Here is a 17,464-nt window from a genome sequence, read left to right as displayed (position 1 = left end):
AATAACTAAAATCATATCTATATTTGCACTCGCAATTGGAGGATATCCAATGAGACACTCAAGGAGAATTGGCAGAGTGGTCGAATGCGGCAGTCTTGAAAACTGTTGAGGGTCACACCTCCGGGGGTTCGAATCCCTCATTCTCCGCAAAAGCCTTACATTTTATGTAAGGCTTTTTTTATTATATCAACTTTTGATTTTATTAATTATACAGAGATCTATATTTTTTTTTAAAAACCTTTTACCCTTTTTACTTATGGTTATTGATATATTTATTACACCTATTTTGATTTAAATTGCTTAATAGCTTCTTTAAAAAATGATATAACATCATTTATATTTACGTCCAACAATTCTAAAATTGCACCAGTAAAATCTTCTGTTCTCCACTCTCCTATTGTTAATTCATTAAAATTATAAGGTTTAATTATTTTATCATTTTTATATCCAGAGATATAAAAATAGTGGGTTTTAGATACATTATCCGGAATCGCTAGTCCTAAACCAATCGTTAAATCAGTATCTGGTATCTTAGCATAAATACCAGTATCAAAATGATGAGGCCATACTCTGCAAGGTGCTTCCAATTTATAATATGCTTTTATACTTTCAATAACTTTTTCTGCCATTACACGTTGAGCTGTCAATGTTTTTAGACGATCTAAATTAGACAATTTAAAAGTGTAACTAGCATTTATACTATATGGCAACGTATAATGAAACTTATAGGTGTACAACTTATTAAGATTGCTTTTAGACATATCCGAAAGCCACTTTAGGATAGTGCTATGCGAGACACCATCCAAACTAAAACTTGTTTTACCTTTTTTAGAGTTCCATACTAATGCGAAGTTGTCATAATCTAAACCTAAGACATCTTCGTTTATAGAAAGTGAATGCGTATATAAACACTTATCTGTTATACTAAATCCAAAATTTGTATGACTGTCGTCGTCTTTCTTTTCAAGAAAACTAATTCCAGCTGCAGCTAAATACTGAGCTGCCAAATGCATTTGATCATCCATAATAAGTTGTTTTAGATATTATAATTAAGTCTATAAATTAGTGTATTTAAGCATCAATAATTTAAATATTACAATAAAATTTTCTTAAATAAGCTTATTAATACAACATACTTAAAAGTTGTGACAAAAAATGTGATAAAAACATTAGACTTAATACTTTATAAAATCCATCCTATTTATTCTATTAGATTTTGAAATAAAAAAAAAGCCATAACATTTAATCTGTTATGGCTTTTTAAAATTATAAGTAGTGACATTACTCCCAAAACCCTTCAATCTCTTCTAAAGATTTACCTTTAGTTTCTGGTATAAATTTATAGGTTACGTACACTATAATTAATATAAAAGCAATAAATATAAAATAAGGTAAAGAGCCATTCCATGGAGCACTGTTATTAGTCTCACTTCCCATAACCATTGGAAAAGATTGAGAAACCACATAATTTGCAGCCCATTGTGCTGCTACAGCTACTGACATAGCCACACTACGTATTTTATTTGGAAACATCTCTGACAATAATACCCAAACAACAGGTCCCATTGATAAAGCAAAAGATGCAATAAAAACTAAAACACCAATTAATGATAACATACCAACGCTTTCTTGTTGTAACGTAACTCCTAATAGCAAAAATCCAATTATCATCCCTATTGACCCTATGTACAGTAAAGGTTTACGTCCAAATTTATCTACCGTAAACATGGCTACAAAAGTAAAGACCAAGTTGACAAATGCTAATAATATTTGTTGTGCTAAAACATCTTCTTTTCCAAAACCTAAGGCTTTTTCAAAAATATCTGCACCATAATATAACACTGCATTTATACCTGTAAATTGTTGCAACATAGACAAAGCAGTACCTATTGCTATGATAATTAATATAGCTTTAGAAAAATAACTAACCTTAATACCATCGTTATTTTGGTTTAAAGATTTTTTAATTTGTAACATCTCTTTAGACGCTACTTCGGCATCATTAATTTGCTCTAATACAATTAATGCCTCTTTATCTTTTCCTTTTAAAGCTAACCATCTTGGACTTTTAGGCACAAAAAATAATAGTATTAAAAATAAGCCACTTGGTATTAACTCTGACCAAAACATACGACGCCATCCAAATTCTATATTTTCAGCTACTGTTAAATTGTTTCCTATATAATAAGTTGCTAAAAACACTACAAAAAAGCCTATAACTATCGCTAATTGATAGTACGTAACCATACGACCTCTTATGTTAGAAGGTGCAATTTCTGCTATATACATTGGTGCATTCATAGATGCTACACCTATACCTAATCCTCCTAAAATTCTAAAAAACACTAGCATACTAACTGATTGTGGAAAAATTTCTGGTAAACCAGAACCATATGCTGATAGTGTAAATAATAATGCCGAAATAATTAAAGACCATTTTCTACCTATTTTTATACTTAATGGTCCTGCTACTATTGCTCCAACAAAGCAACCTAATAGTGCACTACCAACAACCCATCCTTTTAAAGCATCGCTTAATTGAAAATGTTCTGTAAGATAATATTGAGCGCCATTTATAACACCTGTATCATAACCAAATAATAAACCTCCTAATGCTGATACAGCTGCAATTAGAAGTAAGAAAACACTTTTTTTCATTTAAATAATTTTTGTTAGTCAATAAATATACTATTAAATTGATAATAAATTCAACATGTTTGGTTTTTGTATGGTTAGTATTTTTTAATTGTAAGCAATGTATTATTAAAGTAATCTTAACAGATTATTTTATGTGATTAATATCATGTTTTAATGTATAGATTTTAAGTAATTTTATAGTAAACTTATTATTATTATTATTATTATTATGAATACAAATATCAAGTATTATCAAAGTAAAAATGAATTTAGATTATTTGTTAAACAATCACATTCTAATCTTCTTCAATTTAAAAATGAAGGTGATAAAGACGCCTTTAATAATTTAGTTTTAAAAATATTACCTGTTTTACGGAATTACATTAATAGACAACTTAATGTGTACATTAGTCAAGGACATTTTTCCAAAGGAAAATATAAAGGTGATGATATAATAGATCAACTTTTTATAGAAATTTACGATCATATTGAAGACGTTAAACATGAAAAAGACTTTTATGCTTGGTTGTACTTAAAAGTCGATCAAATAATGGAAGACATTAAAGTTGAAGAAGAATTTAATGACTTCTTTTTTAAAAATATTGACACCTATTCTAAACCTGAATGGGATGCTATGGAAGAAAAATATACTAAGGATGCAGATGGTGATTTATTGCTAATTGAGGAGTTGTCTGATAGCTCTTACAATCATAATGACTACGAATTAAAACCTATTTTTATTGAAGAGAATGAAGTCGATTTTATTAATAAAATTGATAAACATTTAAAACAAGATGAATCAAAAAAACACACAGCTTTTGTTGTTGGAAATTTACCAAATGCAATGCGTCAAGTTTTTGAGTTATTTACTAATGAGCATTTATCCTTTGAAGAGATTGCAGTAGTTAGAAAACTATCTATAACTGAGGTTAAAAAATTATTTAGCGATGCTAAAAAAGCTTTACAAATTAGCTTATTTAATAGGTATTTAAATAATTAATCCGATTTTAATTTAAAAAAAAGAGCTATTAATAAATAGCTCTTTTTTTATATTCTATTTTAATATTAAGCTTTAAAGTCTAATCTTTTTTTTCCTGTTATAGCTTCTATATTAATTAAAAACACAGCAGGAATATCATCCTTATAAATTTTACTAGAAAAATCACTTATAAAGTTAGCTTTACTATGTTCTTTTTCTAAAATAATATCTTTTATTCCCAAAGAAAATTTATGCAAATAGGCTTTAGCATCACTACCAAAGTGTTGTTCAAATTTACCGTGTACTAATACAGATTTCCAATTAGTAACATTTTCTACATCAGAAACTAATATTGACACTGTTGGATTTTTACGCATAGCATTCATTTTATGACCATCTCCAGAGTAACATATAATTGCATGCTTTTCTTTGTCAAAAAAATAGGTTATTGGGATTACAAACGGAGTATTGTTATATATATAACCTAATTGTCCAATATAATTGTTTTCTAAAATGTATTCTATTTCTTTTTCTTCTAGATTTTTAAACATAATGCTTAGTGTTTTTTAGTGTTTGTTTCTACTTTTAAATCAGGTATTTTAATTAACTCAATAGTTTGAGAAGCTAAAACAACTTTACCATTGGTTGCTTCAATTTCTGTCCTAATTAAATCATTTAATATGTGTTTTGTTATTCTTCGTTTTTTATAATCTACGATATATCTTAAATTAAATTTAATCCAATTATCTGTTAGTGTGGTTGCTAAAGTAGGCTCTACCATTGCATCTTCTATATAATATTTATTAACGACTTCTTTCCATTGATCTTTAGATGCTTTTGTATATTCTGCTAATGTTGTTGTTGCTGCTTTTATAATTATGGATTTTGCTAAATCAATATCAGAACCATAACGTATTGGCAAATTAAACTCGTCCCAAATAAATGGAAAATCTTTAGAGTAGTTATAAACAGGTCCTTTAAAGACAAATGCATTACTTAATTTTACAATTCGGCCTGTATAATTATCACTTTCTACCCATTGCCCAATTTCCATCATTGTGGTATAAATACTATCTACATCAATGACGTCTCCTTTGATTCCGTTAATTTCTATTCTGTCTCCTGGTTCATACACTTTTACAACAAAAATATACACGGATCCTGCAATGCTTAAAATTAATTCTTGCAATGTAAATGCTAATCCAGCAGACAATAAACCTAGCGTAACTGTAAAATCTTTAATGCTTCCTGTAAAGTATAAAACTGTAATAAAGGCTAACAGAAAATAACCTATTAGCTCAATCCCTTTTTGAGATTTATATCTAACAGAAGTATTAGCAATATTCTTTTTTAAAAAGCGTCTAATAAATTGTACGCAAAGCAATACAAAAACAACTATTACAACATATTTAATTATACTTTGCAATAGTGGATACTCTAAAAACCATTGATTTATTTTCTCCATTATTCAACTATAAATCTTCGTATAATCTTAGTTTATTATTAAGCGATGTTATTTGATTTTGCATGTCCTCTACACGTTGTAATAAATTATAAACTGCATCTAAACCTTCTAAATTTATATTAAGATCAAAGTGTAAACGCATCAATTTTTCAACCTCACTAATTTGTGTTATTTTAATGTAATTATCATTATCTGAAACCACAATTTCAATTAGTTCATAATCTTTTAAATCATTTATAAACGTTGTAGGCACGTTGTAATGCGTACAAAAAGTTGTTATAGAAATTAAATCTGTTACTTCCATAATTATCTTAATTTTTGAAGTTGGGTAAATAAATCTTTCTCTTTATCTGTAAGGTTTGTCGGTGTTTTTATTTGATAGGTTATATATAAATCTCCAAACTGTTCTGCTTTTTTATACTTAGGAAACCCTTTACCTTTTAACTTAACTTTTGTTCCGTTTTGAGTTTCTGGTTTAACCGTTAATTTTACTTTACCATTAAAAGTATCCACCATTAAATCTCCACCTAACATAGCAGTGTATAAGTCTAAATCTACAGTTGTGTAAAGGTTATCTTTATCTCTTTTAAATTTTGAATGATTTTGAATAGAAAACTGAATGTATAAATCACCATTTGGTCCATCATTAACCCCTTTACCTCCATGACCTTTAATTTTAATGGTTTGTCCATTTTCTACTCCAGCAGGAATGGTGATTCTGATGTTTTTATTATTAACAGTAAGTGTGCGTTTATGATCCGTATAAACATCTTTTAAATCTAAATGAAGCTCTGCATTAAAATCTTGACCTCTAAATCTAGTGTTTCTTTGTCTTCCAGATGCTTGACCACCAAACATACTACCAAACATATCTTCAAAATCTTGTTCGCTATAACTACCAGAATTTCCTGCTTGTCCTTGATATGCTCTTTGTTGTTGCTGTTGCTGTTTTGCCTGCTCATAGGCTTCAGCATTTTGCCAATGCGCTCCATATTGATCGTATTTTTTACGATTTTCCGGATTGCTTAATACCTCATTGGCTTCATTAATCTCCTTAAATTTTTTTTCAGCTTCTTTATCGTTTGGATTTAAATCTGGATGAAACTTACGAGCTAGTTTTCTGTAAGCTTTTTTTATATCCTTATCCGAAGCTGTTTTGGCAATACCCAACGTTTTATAATAATCTATAACTGCCATTTATTTAGTTTTATGATTTTCTATGTGGTGTTTAAGCTCCTGTTTTAAGGTGTTTAAATAGTCCTGTAATTCTGGAATATCAATATGTGGATGTTTTTCAGAAGGAATCGTAATTGGTTCTTCCAATAAAAAGGTGTACAATTCTGGATAATTGGTTTCTATATTAGATGTTAATTGTGTGATTTGCGTTAATAGCTCTTGCTTTGTTTTCATACCTAACTTATTTAATAACAATAAATTTACTCTTAAAGTTACAAGAATAATATGATTAAAATCAGTTTTAAGGCATTAATAATTAGCTAATTATTTGACCATCTTCCATAGTGATTATCCGATCTGTTCGATTTGCAAAATCCGTATCATGTGTTACGATTAATAATGAAAGGTTTTCTTCTACACTTAGTTTTTTAAAAATATTAAACACGTTATCTGCATTATGACTATCTAAATTACCAGTTGGCTCGTCTCCCATAATTATAGACGGATTATTTATAAGTGCTCTAGCTATTGCTACACGTTGTTTTTCGCCACCAGAAACTTGAGAAGCACGTTTATAAGCTAAATGTTGGATATTTAAAATTCTTAATTTTTCTAGTGCATCTTTTTCAATCTCTTTTAAACTTTTTTCTCCTAATTTTTTAGCTGGAAGCATTACGTTTTCTAGCACTGTAAATTCGGAAAGCAAATAATGAAACTGAAACACAAAGCCTATATGTTTATTTCTTACATAAGATAATTTATTAGGACTATCACCTGTTAATAAATCGTTATTTAAATATAAATCACCTTCATAGTCTGAATCCATGGTAGACAAAATGTATAATAACGTAGACTTACCGCAACCAGATTTTCCCATTATGGAAACAAATTCGCCTTCTTTAATTTTAAAATTAATATCTTTTAAAACATGAAAAAGCACAGGCTTTTTAAAGTATTTATTTATGTTTTTTGCTTCCAGAACTGTTTTCATAATTATTGACCTCTTATTATTTTAACTGGATCTATTTTTTTAGCTTTTCGGGATGGTAAGTAACCAGCAAAAAAGGTAGATATCATAGCAAATACAATACCTATAATATAAAACCAACCATTAAAATTTATTGGATAAGTATCTACGGTTGGCAAAGCTTCTGTTTTAAACGGAATTGTACTAATTATGTTAGTAAAAACAAATCCTATTAATAGCCCTAAAACACCACCAACTAGACCAATAATCATAGCTTGACTCATAAAAATATACTGTACATCTTTTCCTGAAAACCCTATGGCTTTTAAAATAGCTATATCATTCATTTTCTCATAAATAAGCATATTTAAAATGTTATAAATACCAAAACCTGCAACTATTAATAACGTTATTGATACAGCGTAGGTAATTAGGTTTCTAATGGTTGTTCCTGTTTCAAACTGAGCATTTGCTGTGTTAATATCAATAGCAGTTAAATTAAATTGTTGCTCTATTTTTTTGGATAATGGTAAAGCTTTATCAATATCAAAAAGCTTGACATTAATATCTGTAATATAGTTCTCGGCTTCTCCTAAAATCCGTTGGACTGTTTTAAGGTTTACAAAACTTTGAATAGCATCAATATCTGCAACACCACTTTGATAAATTCCAACAATTTTTAAAGGAAAAATGTCACCCTTTATTGTACTAACTTGCACTCGATCTCCTAATTGTAAGGACATTTTTTTTGCTATTCCAGAACCCAATAAAATTCCGTTTTCTGTATTTTTTAGTTTTTCTGGAGCGCCTTCAATAATATAATCTCTAAAGTTAAATAGTCGTGCCTCCTCTACAGGTTGGATACCAGTAATATTACCAGCAATTTCAATGGATCCTGAAATATAAAATATTTGCGTTTTAATTTGCGGAATGGCACCTTTTACGTCTTCCTTTTCATTTAAAAATTTAATAATAGGTAACGCATTGTGTATTTTTTTCTGACTTAATTTTGGTTTAATAGAATGTACTACGTTAATGCTATTTTTAAAAGCATCGTAAAGCTCTACAGGTTGTTTTTTAGAGGGTTCAATCTCATTATAAACATGAATATGTGGTGTTTGATTTAAAATTAAATCGTCTAACATAGCATTTAAACCTGTCATAAAACTAACTAAAGTTATATACGCTCCAATACCAAAAGTAACACCTAAGGCTGCAATTGCAGTTTGCTTAAATTTAGTTAGCAAATGCGTTTTTGCAATATTTAATATGATGGTCCAGTTTACCATTATTCTGGTTTATAGATGTAGGTTTCTTTAGTAATTCCATCAATAACCTCCACAAATTCCATGTTTTCTAAACCTGTTTTGATGGTAATTAAACCCTCTGCTGTTTTTACTTGGTTACTATTAATCAGGTAATTTCTTGGAATGGTTAACACGTTTTCTTTTTTAGAGATTACAATATTAGCTTCTCCTGATAGTCCTGGATATAACACTTCCGGAGGATTCACAAAAATGGCTTCGACTTTAAATGTTTGATTACGTTCGTCCTTTTTAGGATATATTTTATACACCTTACCTTCTAATACTTTTCCTGTGTACGCATCTAGTGTAATTAATACATCTTGATTTTTCACAATTTTTACAATATCCACTTCATCCACTAACATTTCAATAATAAAAGTTGTAGCACTTCCAATAGATGCCACAGGTTCCATGGTATTAACCAACTCGCCAGAGGATTTATAAAGCGCGTAAACTTTACCATTTACAGCACTTTTTACTGTAAAATCCTTAGTACTAATTAAAGACGTTTGGTAATTATTTTGCGCTTGTTTTACACTTGTATTTAATTGATTTTTAGTTTGGTAATATTTATTTTTAAGTAATGTTAAAGTATTTTGTGACAGTTGATAGTTAAGTTGTTTTGCATCAAAATCGGCTTTAGAGCCTATATTTTGTGTCCAAAGGTTTTGCTGTCTAAAAAAGTTAATCGAATCGTTTTTATACTTCAAATTTGCTGCTTCAATTTCATCTTTAATCCCTGATAAAATAGCTGCACTCCCATTATAATTTTCCTTTGCTAAATCTAAAGACAGTTTAGCATTTTGTGTATTTAAAACTGGTGCATTATTTATTATTTGAGCAATCGCTTGGCTTTTTTTAACAACATCACCTTCTTCAACAAAATTTTTATCTAAAATACCAGCAACAATAGCATACGCTTGATATAGACTATCCGGTTGTATTGTTACAGACGTGTATACAGATTGGGTTAAATCCTGAGCTATCGGAAACATCTTTTCTGTTTTACTATTGCAAGATAAAAGCAATAAAACAAGACCTATTAATACAAGATTTTTCATATTTTTTTTAATTCAATATCTAATTTAGCTAACAGCATTAATTCTGATTTATTACGATTAGAAAAACTACTTGCTACTGCATTTGCTGTTTTTACTATTAATGCTTTTCGTGATTCAGTAAATAGCGTTTTGTTAGTGTTCATAAAATTCAAAAAACTTTTAAAACAGGTGTCTGCATTGTAATCATGATCCCTATGTAACCAACTAAAACTATCAATGATTGTAAATGTATCTTCGGTTAATTTCCATTCCTTTTCTACTGTAAATTTTAAGGCGTTAATTTCATCAACTTCAATTGTCCCATCTATACAAGCAATAGCGTAAAACAACTTACCAAGGTTTTGATAAAATAGTTTCAGGGTATGATCTTCATTTTTCATATTCAAAAATATTACACCGGAAAATTAAGCCGAATCTTTAACTTATTTCATGATATAAATCATCAAAAAGTAGAGCACTCCCACTTTTTTTTGTAATTTTATTTTCATTAATAAATACGCTTAAAACACTGTATGCTTAAAACTAATCAAGATGTTTTTGAAATACTATCTGAAGCCATATCTGAAGGTATTTTGATAGTGGACGAAAACCAAATTATTATAGCTGTAAACTCGTCCACTGAAGAGATGTTTGGCTATGAAAAAGATGAGTTAAACAACAAACCACTAGAAACTTTAATACCTAAGACCTACCATAAAGGTCATGGACAGCATTTTGATAACTATTATAAAAACAGCGAAAAACGTACCATGGGTAAAGGACGCGCACTTTTTGCTGCAAGAAAAGATGGCAGTACTTTTCCTGTTGAAGTTGGTTTAAATCCATTTAATGTCTCTGAAAAAAAATATGTAATGGCATTGGCTATTGATATTACAGAACGTAAAAATTATACCGATAAACTTGAAAAAACAGTTATCGAACGCACAAAACAACTTACCGAAGCTTTAGCTACAGAAAAAGAATTAAATGATTTAAAAACAAAGTTTCTATCTCTTGTTTCGCATGAGTTTAAAACACCTTTAACCGGAATTTTAACCTCGTCTATGCTACTAAGCAAATACAAATTAGCAGAACAACAAGATAAACGAGACAAGCATATAAATACCATTAATAGTAAAGTACACTACCTTAATAATATTTTAAATGACTTTTTATCTGTAGAAAAACTTGAATCTGGAAAAGTAAATTATAGGTTTACAGAGTTTAGATTAAGTAAGGTTATAAATGAAGTTATTTATAATGCAAATATGCTTTTAAAAGAAGGTCAAAAAATAAATTATCCAGAAGATATTGATGATATGTCACTAATTCAAGATGAGAAAACTTTGGAATTAGCATTGTCTAATCTAGTGCATAATGCCATTAAATATTCGCCAGAAAATACTACCATTCAGTTAAAAGTAAAACAAGATCCAATCAATACAACTTTTATAATTATTGATAACGGAATTGGAATTCCAGAAAACGATCAAAAAAACATTTTTAATCGTTATTTTAGGGCTGAAAATGCGCTGTTAAATCAAGGCACAGGAATAGGATTAAATATTGTAAAAACACATTTAGAAAACTTAGGAGGAACAATAGGTTTTGAAAGTGAAGAAAATATAGGTTCCACATTTACCATTACCATACCAAACCAACCAAACTAATGAAAACCATACTTTTAATTGAAGATGACGCTGTTTTAAGAGAAAACACTAAAGAACTTTTAGAGCTTTCTGACTACCACGTGACTACTGCATCAAACGGAAGATTAGGATTAGAAGCTGCAATAACAAACACACCAGACATTATTATCTGCGATATAATGATGCCAGAACTAGATGGATATGGTGTATTAGATGGCTTGTCTAAGCAAGAAAAAACTATGCACATTCCTTTTATTTTTTTAAGTGCAAAAACCGAAAGACAAGATGTAAGAAAAGGTATGGATTTAGGTGCAGATGACTATATTAAAAAACCCTTTGAAGAGGATGAAATAATAAGCGCTATAGAAAGTAGATTGGCTAAAGCTGCTATTTTAAAAGATCGTCGTGAAGCCCAAAACCCTGAATCAGATAAAACAGATACGCTTAGAAATTTAAATGACTTAAAAAACTTTTTTGATGATAATGGAGACCTGTTTGATTATGGTAAAGATGAGCAGATTTACAAAGAAGGTCAAAACTCTAACTACGTTTATTTAATACTTAAAGGTATAGTAAAATGCCATAAATTAGACGAAAAAGGAAAAGAGCTGACCACTGCTTTACATAAAGAAGACGACTTGTTTGGCTATACCTCTTTTACACAAAACATACCATATCAAGAAACCGCAACAACTATAAGTGAGACATCATTAGTTGGGCTTTCAAAAAACGAATTAACCAATATTTTAAATACCAATCACAAATTAACTTTAGAGTTAATACAATTACTTACAGATGATATTTCTGGTGTAAAAAATCAATTATTAGAAATGGCTTACAGTTCTGTTTACAAAAAAACAGCAACTACAATTTTAAAATTTGCGGACAAATTAAATTGCAAACCTAAAGAGCCCATTAAAATTTCTAGAAACGATTTAGCAAGTGTAGCTGGAATAGCAACAGAGACCTTAATTAGGACTATTTCATCCTTTAAAAAACAAGGATTAATAGAAATTGAAGGTCGAAACATTAAAATTATTGATATCGAAAAACTTAAAGAAGTTAACTAATAGCCTTATTAAATAAAGGGTATATGATTTTTATCATTTTTTAAAACAAGTGTTACGCATAGATTTGTTTTTAATAAGATAAAAATTAAATGAAATCTATATTATTACCTACGGATTTTTCAAAAAACTCTTGGAACGCTATTGAATATGCAATTAAGTTTTGTGCAAACACACCATGTACATTCTATTTAATGCATGTCAATAGATTAGCAGAAGTTTCTGTGGATACAATGGATTACAACATTAATACTGCTGTTATTGAAGAGACGTATACTGCTACTGCTAAAAAACAATTAACCGCATTTTTAAAAAAAACAGCTAGTCAATATCCAAATAACTCAAATCATGCTTTTTATACTATAAACGAAGTCGATTTTTTTATAGACGCTGTTAGAAAACAGGTTTTAGAAAAAAAGATAGACCTTATAGTTATGGGTACAAAAGGAGCTTCCGGATTAGAAAAGCTAATCCTAGGCAGTAACACCGCAGATATTATTACCAAAGTAAAATGCAATACTTTAGTGGTACCTGAAAACGCAACCTTTAAAACCCTTAGTCAAATTGCATTTCCTACAGATTTTCTACAATTTTACGGTATAACAACATTACAACCTGTTGTAGATATTTTAGAAAAATTTAATGCAGCATTAAGAGTACTTCATATTACAAAGAAAAACTCTGTATTAAATAATGATCAAAAAAAGAATAAAGAGTTTGTTTCAGATTACTTTAGTGCTAACAAGCATAGTTTTCATTACCTTACTAACACAAAAATTGAAGCTGCAATACAATCCTTTGTACAAGAAAATTCCATTGATATGATTGCTATGGTAGCTAAAAATCTAAACTATTTTCAACAAATACTTTTTCATAGTAAAGTTGAATACATTAGCTATCAAACAGATGTACCCTTTTTAGTGCTTCACGAATAATTTAAAAGATGAATATAGGCTTAGTTCTTTCTGGTGGTGGTATGCGAGGTGCTGCACATATTGGTGCAATTAAAGCATTAGAAGAACACAATATTTTCCCTACACACATTGCTGGTACAAGTGCAGGAGCTATTATTGGTTCATTATATGCATATGGCTTTTCGTGCCAACAAATGATGGAATTTTTAAAAACCACCCAACTTTTTAACTACAAAAAATTTGCTATTAGCAAACCTGGTTTTATTGATGCCGAAAAATATTATAACTACTTTAAAAAACAGTTTCCAGAGGATAATTTTAAAGCATTAAACAAACAGCTTTTTATAACTGCTACAAATATTTTAAGTGGTGATTTAGAAGTTTTTAATGAAGGCGAATTAATTAAACCTGTTTTAGCATCGGCAGCTTTTCCTGGATTATTTTCTCCAATAAAAATGAAACAGGGCTTGTACGTCGATGGTGGTGTACTTAACAACTTTCCTGTGGACGTGCTACAAAAAGAATGCGATCAGATTATTGGCGTTTATTTAAATTTATATAACACAAAAACAGAAGCGCAATTAAAACATTTTCATAATATTATTGAGCGTTCCATTACTTTAGGTGCTGTAAAAACAGATATGGAAAAGTTTTCAAATTGTGATATTTTAATAGCACCTCAAGCACTAAGTCAATTTGCACTTTTTGACAAAAAAAATATCGATGCTATTTATAAAATTGGTTACGATAGCATGAAAGACGTCTTAAAAAACCAAAAATCAAAGACTTAAAATATATTCCGTTAAGCAATAAAATGCACACCTCTTATTATGACAAGCAATTCCGTATCTTTGTCATATAAAGGCTTGACATGAAACTGAACATAAAAAACACATTTACTACACAACTTCCAGCAGACCCAATAACAGACAATAGTAGACGTCAAGTCACTAAAGCCTGTTATAGTTTTGTGACTCCTAAACAGACTGCAAAATCAGAGTTAATCCATGTCTCTCCAGAGATGTTGGACACCTTAGGTTTTTCAGAAAACGATGCTAAAACAAAACAGTTTTTAAATGTGTTTACAGGTAATACCGTGTTTGAAGGCACCACGCCATATGCGATGTGTTATGGTGGGCACCAATTTGGACATTGGGCCGGACAATTAGGCGATGGACGTGCTATTAATTTATTTGAAGTCGAACACAATAATAAAAACTGGAAACTACAATTAAAAGGAGCTGGTGAAACTCCGTATTCTAGAACAGCAGATGGTTTAGCTGTTTTACGAAGCTCAGTCAGAGAGTATTTATGTAGCGAAGCCATGTATCATTTAGGTGTACCAACTACACGCGCTTTAAGCTTAGCGTTATCCGGAGACCAAGTATTACGTGACGTCATGTATAACGGTAATCCTGCTTACGAAAAAGGCGCAATTGTGTCCCGAATTTCACCAAGTTTTTTACGTTTTGGAAGTTTTGAGATTTTAGCCTCAAGACAGGATACAGAAACCTTAAAAACACTAGTAGACTATACTATAAAAAATCATTTTTCGCATTTAGGCGCACCAAGCAAACAAGCTTACGTTCAGTTTTTTAACGACGTAGCCATGCGTAGTTTAGACATGGTTATCCATTGGCAACGTGTTGGTTTTGTGCATGGTGTTATGAATACCGATAACTTATCAATCCTAGGTTTAACCATAGATTACGGACCATACGGTTGGTTAGAAGGTTTTGAGCCTGGATGGACGCCAAATACGACAGACAATCAAAACAAACGCTACCAATATGGATCACAACCAGATATTGTCCTTTGGAATTTATACCAATTAGCAAATGCCTTATATCCATTAATTGAAGAGGCAGAAGGTTTAGAAGCAGTGTTAGCAAATTATGCCGAGCAAAAAGACATCCAATACCTACAAATGATGCGTAGTAAAATTGGATTGTCATCCGAAGAACAATTAGACGCCAACTTGATTCAAGAATTAGAAGATTGTTTGCAACTAACAGAAACAGATATGACTATCTTTTTCCGTAATCTATCAGATTTTGATGGTGCAAATCCGACTAATGGATTACAAATTATTCGTGATTCTTTTTACGACATAAAATCTGTAACAGAAGCTGTAAAAGACAGATGGAATTTATGGTTTGATAGTTATGCAGACCGTTTGGAACGCGACCCAATTTCAGCGAAAGCGAAAAAAGAAAACATGAACAACGTAAACCCAAAATACGTATTACGTAATTACATGGCGCAATTAGCAATAGACGATGCTAACAAAGGTGATTACAAGCTTATTGATGACTTATTCAACTTACTAAAACAACCTTACGCAGAGCAGCCAAAACACGAAAAATGGTTTGCAAAACGACCAGAATGGGCTAGACACAAGGTTGGTTGCTCCATGTTATCTTGTAGCTCTTAGTTTTATAAATATATTATGTTTAACGCTTCTTTCTTCCTGCTTTTTTACAAAGCAGAAATTCATTTTCCTCTAAAAAATATGAGAAAAACAAAAAAAGAATAGAGTAACGATATTACAAAAGCAATAACAAAAGCTAAAACTATAACCAAAAAAACAAAATAGCAAACAGCTCCTCTCTTTAGCTAAAGAGAGGTGGTTTTTACTTCAGAAAAAATCGGAGAGTTTGACCTAAAACGCGCAGCAGTTTTAAAACAACAAAAAATAAACACAAATAACAATCTAACTCCTCTTTCTTACTGCTTTTTTTTCCAAATCAGAAATTCATTCTCCTCTTAAAATAAGAGGAGAGCTAAATAAAAAAAAGAAAACAATGAACAATAAAATAGCATTTGGAGGTGGTTGTCATTGGTGTACAGAAGCAGTATTTCAAGCCTTAAAAGGTGTAAATAAAGTCGACCAAGGTTTTATAGCTTCAACCAAAAGTAACACAACTTTCTCAGAAGCTGTTATTGTTCATTTTGATTCGGAAATAATTACACTTGATATCTTAATTCAAATACATTTATACACGCATAAAAGTAGCTCTAACCATTCAATGCGGACAAAATACAGATCGGCTATCTATTATTTTTCAGAAGCTCAAAAAGAAGCTACTTCCCAACTTCTAATTAAGTTACAATCAGAATTTGATACACCACTAATTACCAAAACACTTCCTTTTAAAGACTTTAAACCGTCAGAAATTCAATTTAAAAACTACTATAAAAACAATCCAAATAAACCGTTTTGTAAAACTTATATTAATCCAAAACTTAAGTTATTACAACAAAAGTTTAGCAAACATTTAACGGATAACATACAGCGTAAATCTATTAAATAATAGCTATTTAGTATCTTTGTTAAAAAAGAAAAAGAATGTCAGACACTAAAAAACCTGATAATATTGTTTTTAATCCAGAGACACAAAAATACGATGCATCATTAAAACCGTATGCAACAAATGTTGGTGCGCCTGCCATAAAAGTAACAGAAAACGTTACCTGGAAAAACAAAAACGTACACAAAGCCAATAAGCAAATTAAAGCCAAGTATTTAGAGTTAAAAGCCGAATACGAAAAAATGATGGCAGAACTAGAATATAATAATCTAGTTTATAATGCTAAGTTTAGTTTTCAGCCCATAATTGGAGAGACGTATCATTTATATAGAGATAATAAAGGACAACCCTTTTTATCTATTATTGCGCCCGAACAATGCAATTTTGACTTTATTGGCAGTTTTTATTTAAACTCGGAACACATTTGGAAAAGAACCGACGAAGAAGCTACAGACAACGACTTAATTGATAATGAGTAATCTTCATATAATAAGTCTACTATTTGATTTTGGATTAGTCGTATTAATTTGGATGGTACAACTTATAATTTATCCAAGTTTTAAATACTATAATCAAGAGGCGTTAATAAAATGGCATGCCAAATACACGGTAAGAATCGCTGGTATTGTAATCCCGCTAATGTTTGGTCAGTTAATACTGTATTTATATCTAGTATTTACGCAATCCGACACCTCTATTTATATTAAAAGTGCTTTAACTATTAGTGCGTGGATAGCGACTTTTGCAATATTTGTTCCGTTGCACAGCACAATTAACAACGGGAAAAGTACAGAAAAAACACTACAAGATTTAGTATCAAAAAACTGGATCAGAACAGCAATTTGGACGTTATTATTTATAATTAACCTAATTACAATAGTAAAATAAAAAGCATAAAAAAATCCCAAGCATAACACTTGGGATTTTTTTTATATTAATAAATAGCAGTAAA

Annotated in this window: 20 protein-coding genes and 1 tRNA gene; 10 read left to right on the top strand and 11 right to left on the bottom strand. The window is 30.1% G+C overall.

Going from position 1 to position 17,464, the window contains the following annotated elements; all coding sequences use genetic code 11:
• Positions 1-62 precede the first annotated feature (62 nt).
• Positions 63-147 (top strand) — tRNA-Ser (locus B2989_RS04285).
• A gap of 134 nt (positions 148-281) precedes the next feature.
• Here B2989_RS04285 and B2989_RS04280 read toward each other — a convergent pair.
• Positions 282-1,025: a hypothetical protein gene (locus tag B2989_RS04280; protein ID WP_292944663.1), complete on the bottom strand. Its 744-nt coding sequence runs from the start codon at positions 1,023-1,025 to the stop codon at positions 282-284.
• Between the two features lie 256 nt (positions 1,026-1,281).
• The gene (locus B2989_RS04275) at positions 1,282-2,658 is read right to left on the bottom strand and encodes a sugar porter family MFS transporter (protein WP_292944660.1); all 1,377 of its coding nucleotides are present in this window, start codon (positions 2,656-2,658) and stop codon (positions 1,282-1,284) included.
• Between the two features lie 208 nt (positions 2,659-2,866).
• On the opposite strand from B2989_RS04275, the gene B2989_RS04270 reads away from it, so the two are divergent.
• Positions 2,867-3,637, top strand: a complete 771-nt coding sequence (locus B2989_RS04270; RefSeq protein WP_292944657.1) for an RNA polymerase sigma factor — start codon at positions 2,867-2,869, stop codon at positions 3,635-3,637.
• Between the two features lie 65 nt (positions 3,638-3,702).
• Here the strand turns inward: B2989_RS04270 and B2989_RS04265 are convergent, their stop codons facing one another.
• The 9 genes from B2989_RS04265 to B2989_RS04225 form a co-directional block, all read right to left on the bottom strand.
• Positions 3,703-4,167 carry a pyridoxamine 5'-phosphate oxidase family protein gene (locus B2989_RS04265; protein WP_292944654.1) on the bottom strand — a complete coding sequence of 155 codons (465 nt, stop codon included), beginning with the start codon at positions 4,165-4,167 and terminating at the stop codon, positions 3,703-3,705.
• A 5-nt stretch (positions 4,168-4,172) separates the two neighbouring features.
• Positions 4,173-5,081: a mechanosensitive ion channel family protein gene (locus B2989_RS04260; protein WP_292944651.1), complete on the bottom strand. Its 909-nt coding sequence runs from the start codon at positions 5,079-5,081 to the stop codon at positions 4,173-4,175.
• Between the two features lie 7 nt (positions 5,082-5,088).
• Entirely contained in the window at positions 5,089-5,385 is a 297-nt protein-coding gene (locus B2989_RS04255; RefSeq protein ID WP_292944648.1) for a chaperone modulator CbpM, read from the bottom strand.
• 2 nt (positions 5,386-5,387) lie between these two features.
• Positions 5,388-6,278: a J domain-containing protein gene (locus B2989_RS04250; RefSeq protein WP_292944645.1), complete on the bottom strand. Its 891-nt coding sequence runs from the start codon at positions 6,276-6,278 to the stop codon at positions 5,388-5,390.
• Positions 6,279-6,491, bottom strand: a complete 213-nt coding sequence (locus B2989_RS04245; RefSeq protein WP_292944642.1) for a hypothetical protein — start codon at positions 6,489-6,491, stop codon at positions 6,279-6,281.
• Positions 6,492-6,573: 82 nt separating this feature from the next.
• Complete coding sequence (locus B2989_RS04240) at positions 6,574-7,248, bottom strand: ABC transporter ATP-binding protein (RefSeq protein WP_292944639.1); 675 nt, start codon at positions 7,246-7,248, stop codon at positions 6,574-6,576.
• A 2-nt stretch (positions 7,249-7,250) separates the two neighbouring features.
• A complete protein-coding gene (locus tag B2989_RS04235) occupies positions 7,251-8,513 on the bottom strand; it encodes an ABC transporter permease (RefSeq protein WP_292944636.1) in 1,263 nt (420 codons plus the stop codon).
• Positions 8,513-9,592 (bottom strand): efflux RND transporter periplasmic adaptor subunit, encoded by a 1,080-nt coding sequence (locus B2989_RS04230; RefSeq protein ID WP_292944633.1) that lies wholly within the window; start codon positions 9,590-9,592, stop codon positions 8,513-8,515. The genes B2989_RS04235 and B2989_RS04230 overlap by 1 nt, the downstream gene beginning before the upstream one ends.
• Positions 9,589-9,972, bottom strand: coding sequence for a hypothetical protein (locus tag B2989_RS04225; protein WP_292944630.1), 384 nt, complete (start codon positions 9,970-9,972; stop codon positions 9,589-9,591). Before B2989_RS04225 ends, B2989_RS04230 begins: the two co-directional genes overlap by 4 nt.
• Positions 9,973-10,104: 132 nt before the next feature.
• On the opposite strand from B2989_RS04225, the gene B2989_RS04220 reads away from it, so the two are divergent.
• The 8 genes from B2989_RS04220 (at position 10,105) to B2989_RS04185 (ending at position 17,400) form a co-directional block, all read left to right on the top strand.
• Entirely contained in the window at positions 10,105-11,241 is a 1,137-nt protein-coding gene (locus tag B2989_RS04220; protein ID WP_292944627.1) for a PAS domain-containing sensor histidine kinase, read from the top strand.
• Entirely contained in the window at positions 11,241-12,290 is a 1,050-nt protein-coding gene (locus B2989_RS04215; RefSeq protein WP_292944624.1) for a response regulator, read from the top strand. The genes B2989_RS04220 and B2989_RS04215 overlap by 1 nt, the downstream gene beginning before the upstream one ends.
• Before the next feature lie 89 nt (positions 12,291-12,379).
• Positions 12,380-13,222, top strand: a complete 843-nt coding sequence (locus B2989_RS04210) for a universal stress protein (protein WP_292944621.1) — start codon at positions 12,380-12,382, stop codon at positions 13,220-13,222.
• Positions 13,223-13,230: 8 nt separating this feature from the next.
• Positions 13,231-13,992, top strand: coding sequence for a patatin-like phospholipase family protein (locus B2989_RS04205; protein WP_292944618.1), 762 nt, complete (start codon positions 13,231-13,233; stop codon positions 13,990-13,992).
• A gap of 80 nt (positions 13,993-14,072) precedes the next feature.
• On the top strand, positions 14,073-15,635 hold the full coding sequence (locus B2989_RS04200; RefSeq protein WP_292944615.1) for a protein adenylyltransferase SelO: 1,563 nt from the start codon (positions 14,073-14,075) through the stop codon (positions 15,633-15,635).
• Positions 15,636-16,005: 370 nt separating this feature from the next.
• Entirely contained in the window at positions 16,006-16,515 is a 510-nt protein-coding gene (locus B2989_RS04195; protein WP_292944611.1) for a peptide-methionine (S)-S-oxide reductase, read from the top strand.
• Positions 16,516-16,550: 35 nt separating this feature from the next.
• A complete protein-coding gene (locus B2989_RS04190) occupies positions 16,551-16,991 on the top strand; it encodes a DUF2452 domain-containing protein (RefSeq protein ID WP_292944608.1) in 441 nt (146 codons plus the stop codon).
• Entirely contained in the window at positions 16,984-17,400 is a 417-nt protein-coding gene (locus tag B2989_RS04185; protein ID WP_292944605.1) for a hypothetical protein, read from the top strand. Before B2989_RS04190 ends, B2989_RS04185 begins: the two co-directional genes overlap by 8 nt.
• The last annotated feature ends 64 nt before the right edge of the window (positions 17,401-17,464 follow it).

It is taken from the genome of Olleya sp. UBA1516 (genome assembly GCF_002323495.1).
GTDB lineage: Bacteria > Bacteroidota > Bacteroidia > Flavobacteriales > Flavobacteriaceae > Olleya.
This window is presented reverse-complemented; position numbering and strand designations above follow the sequence as displayed.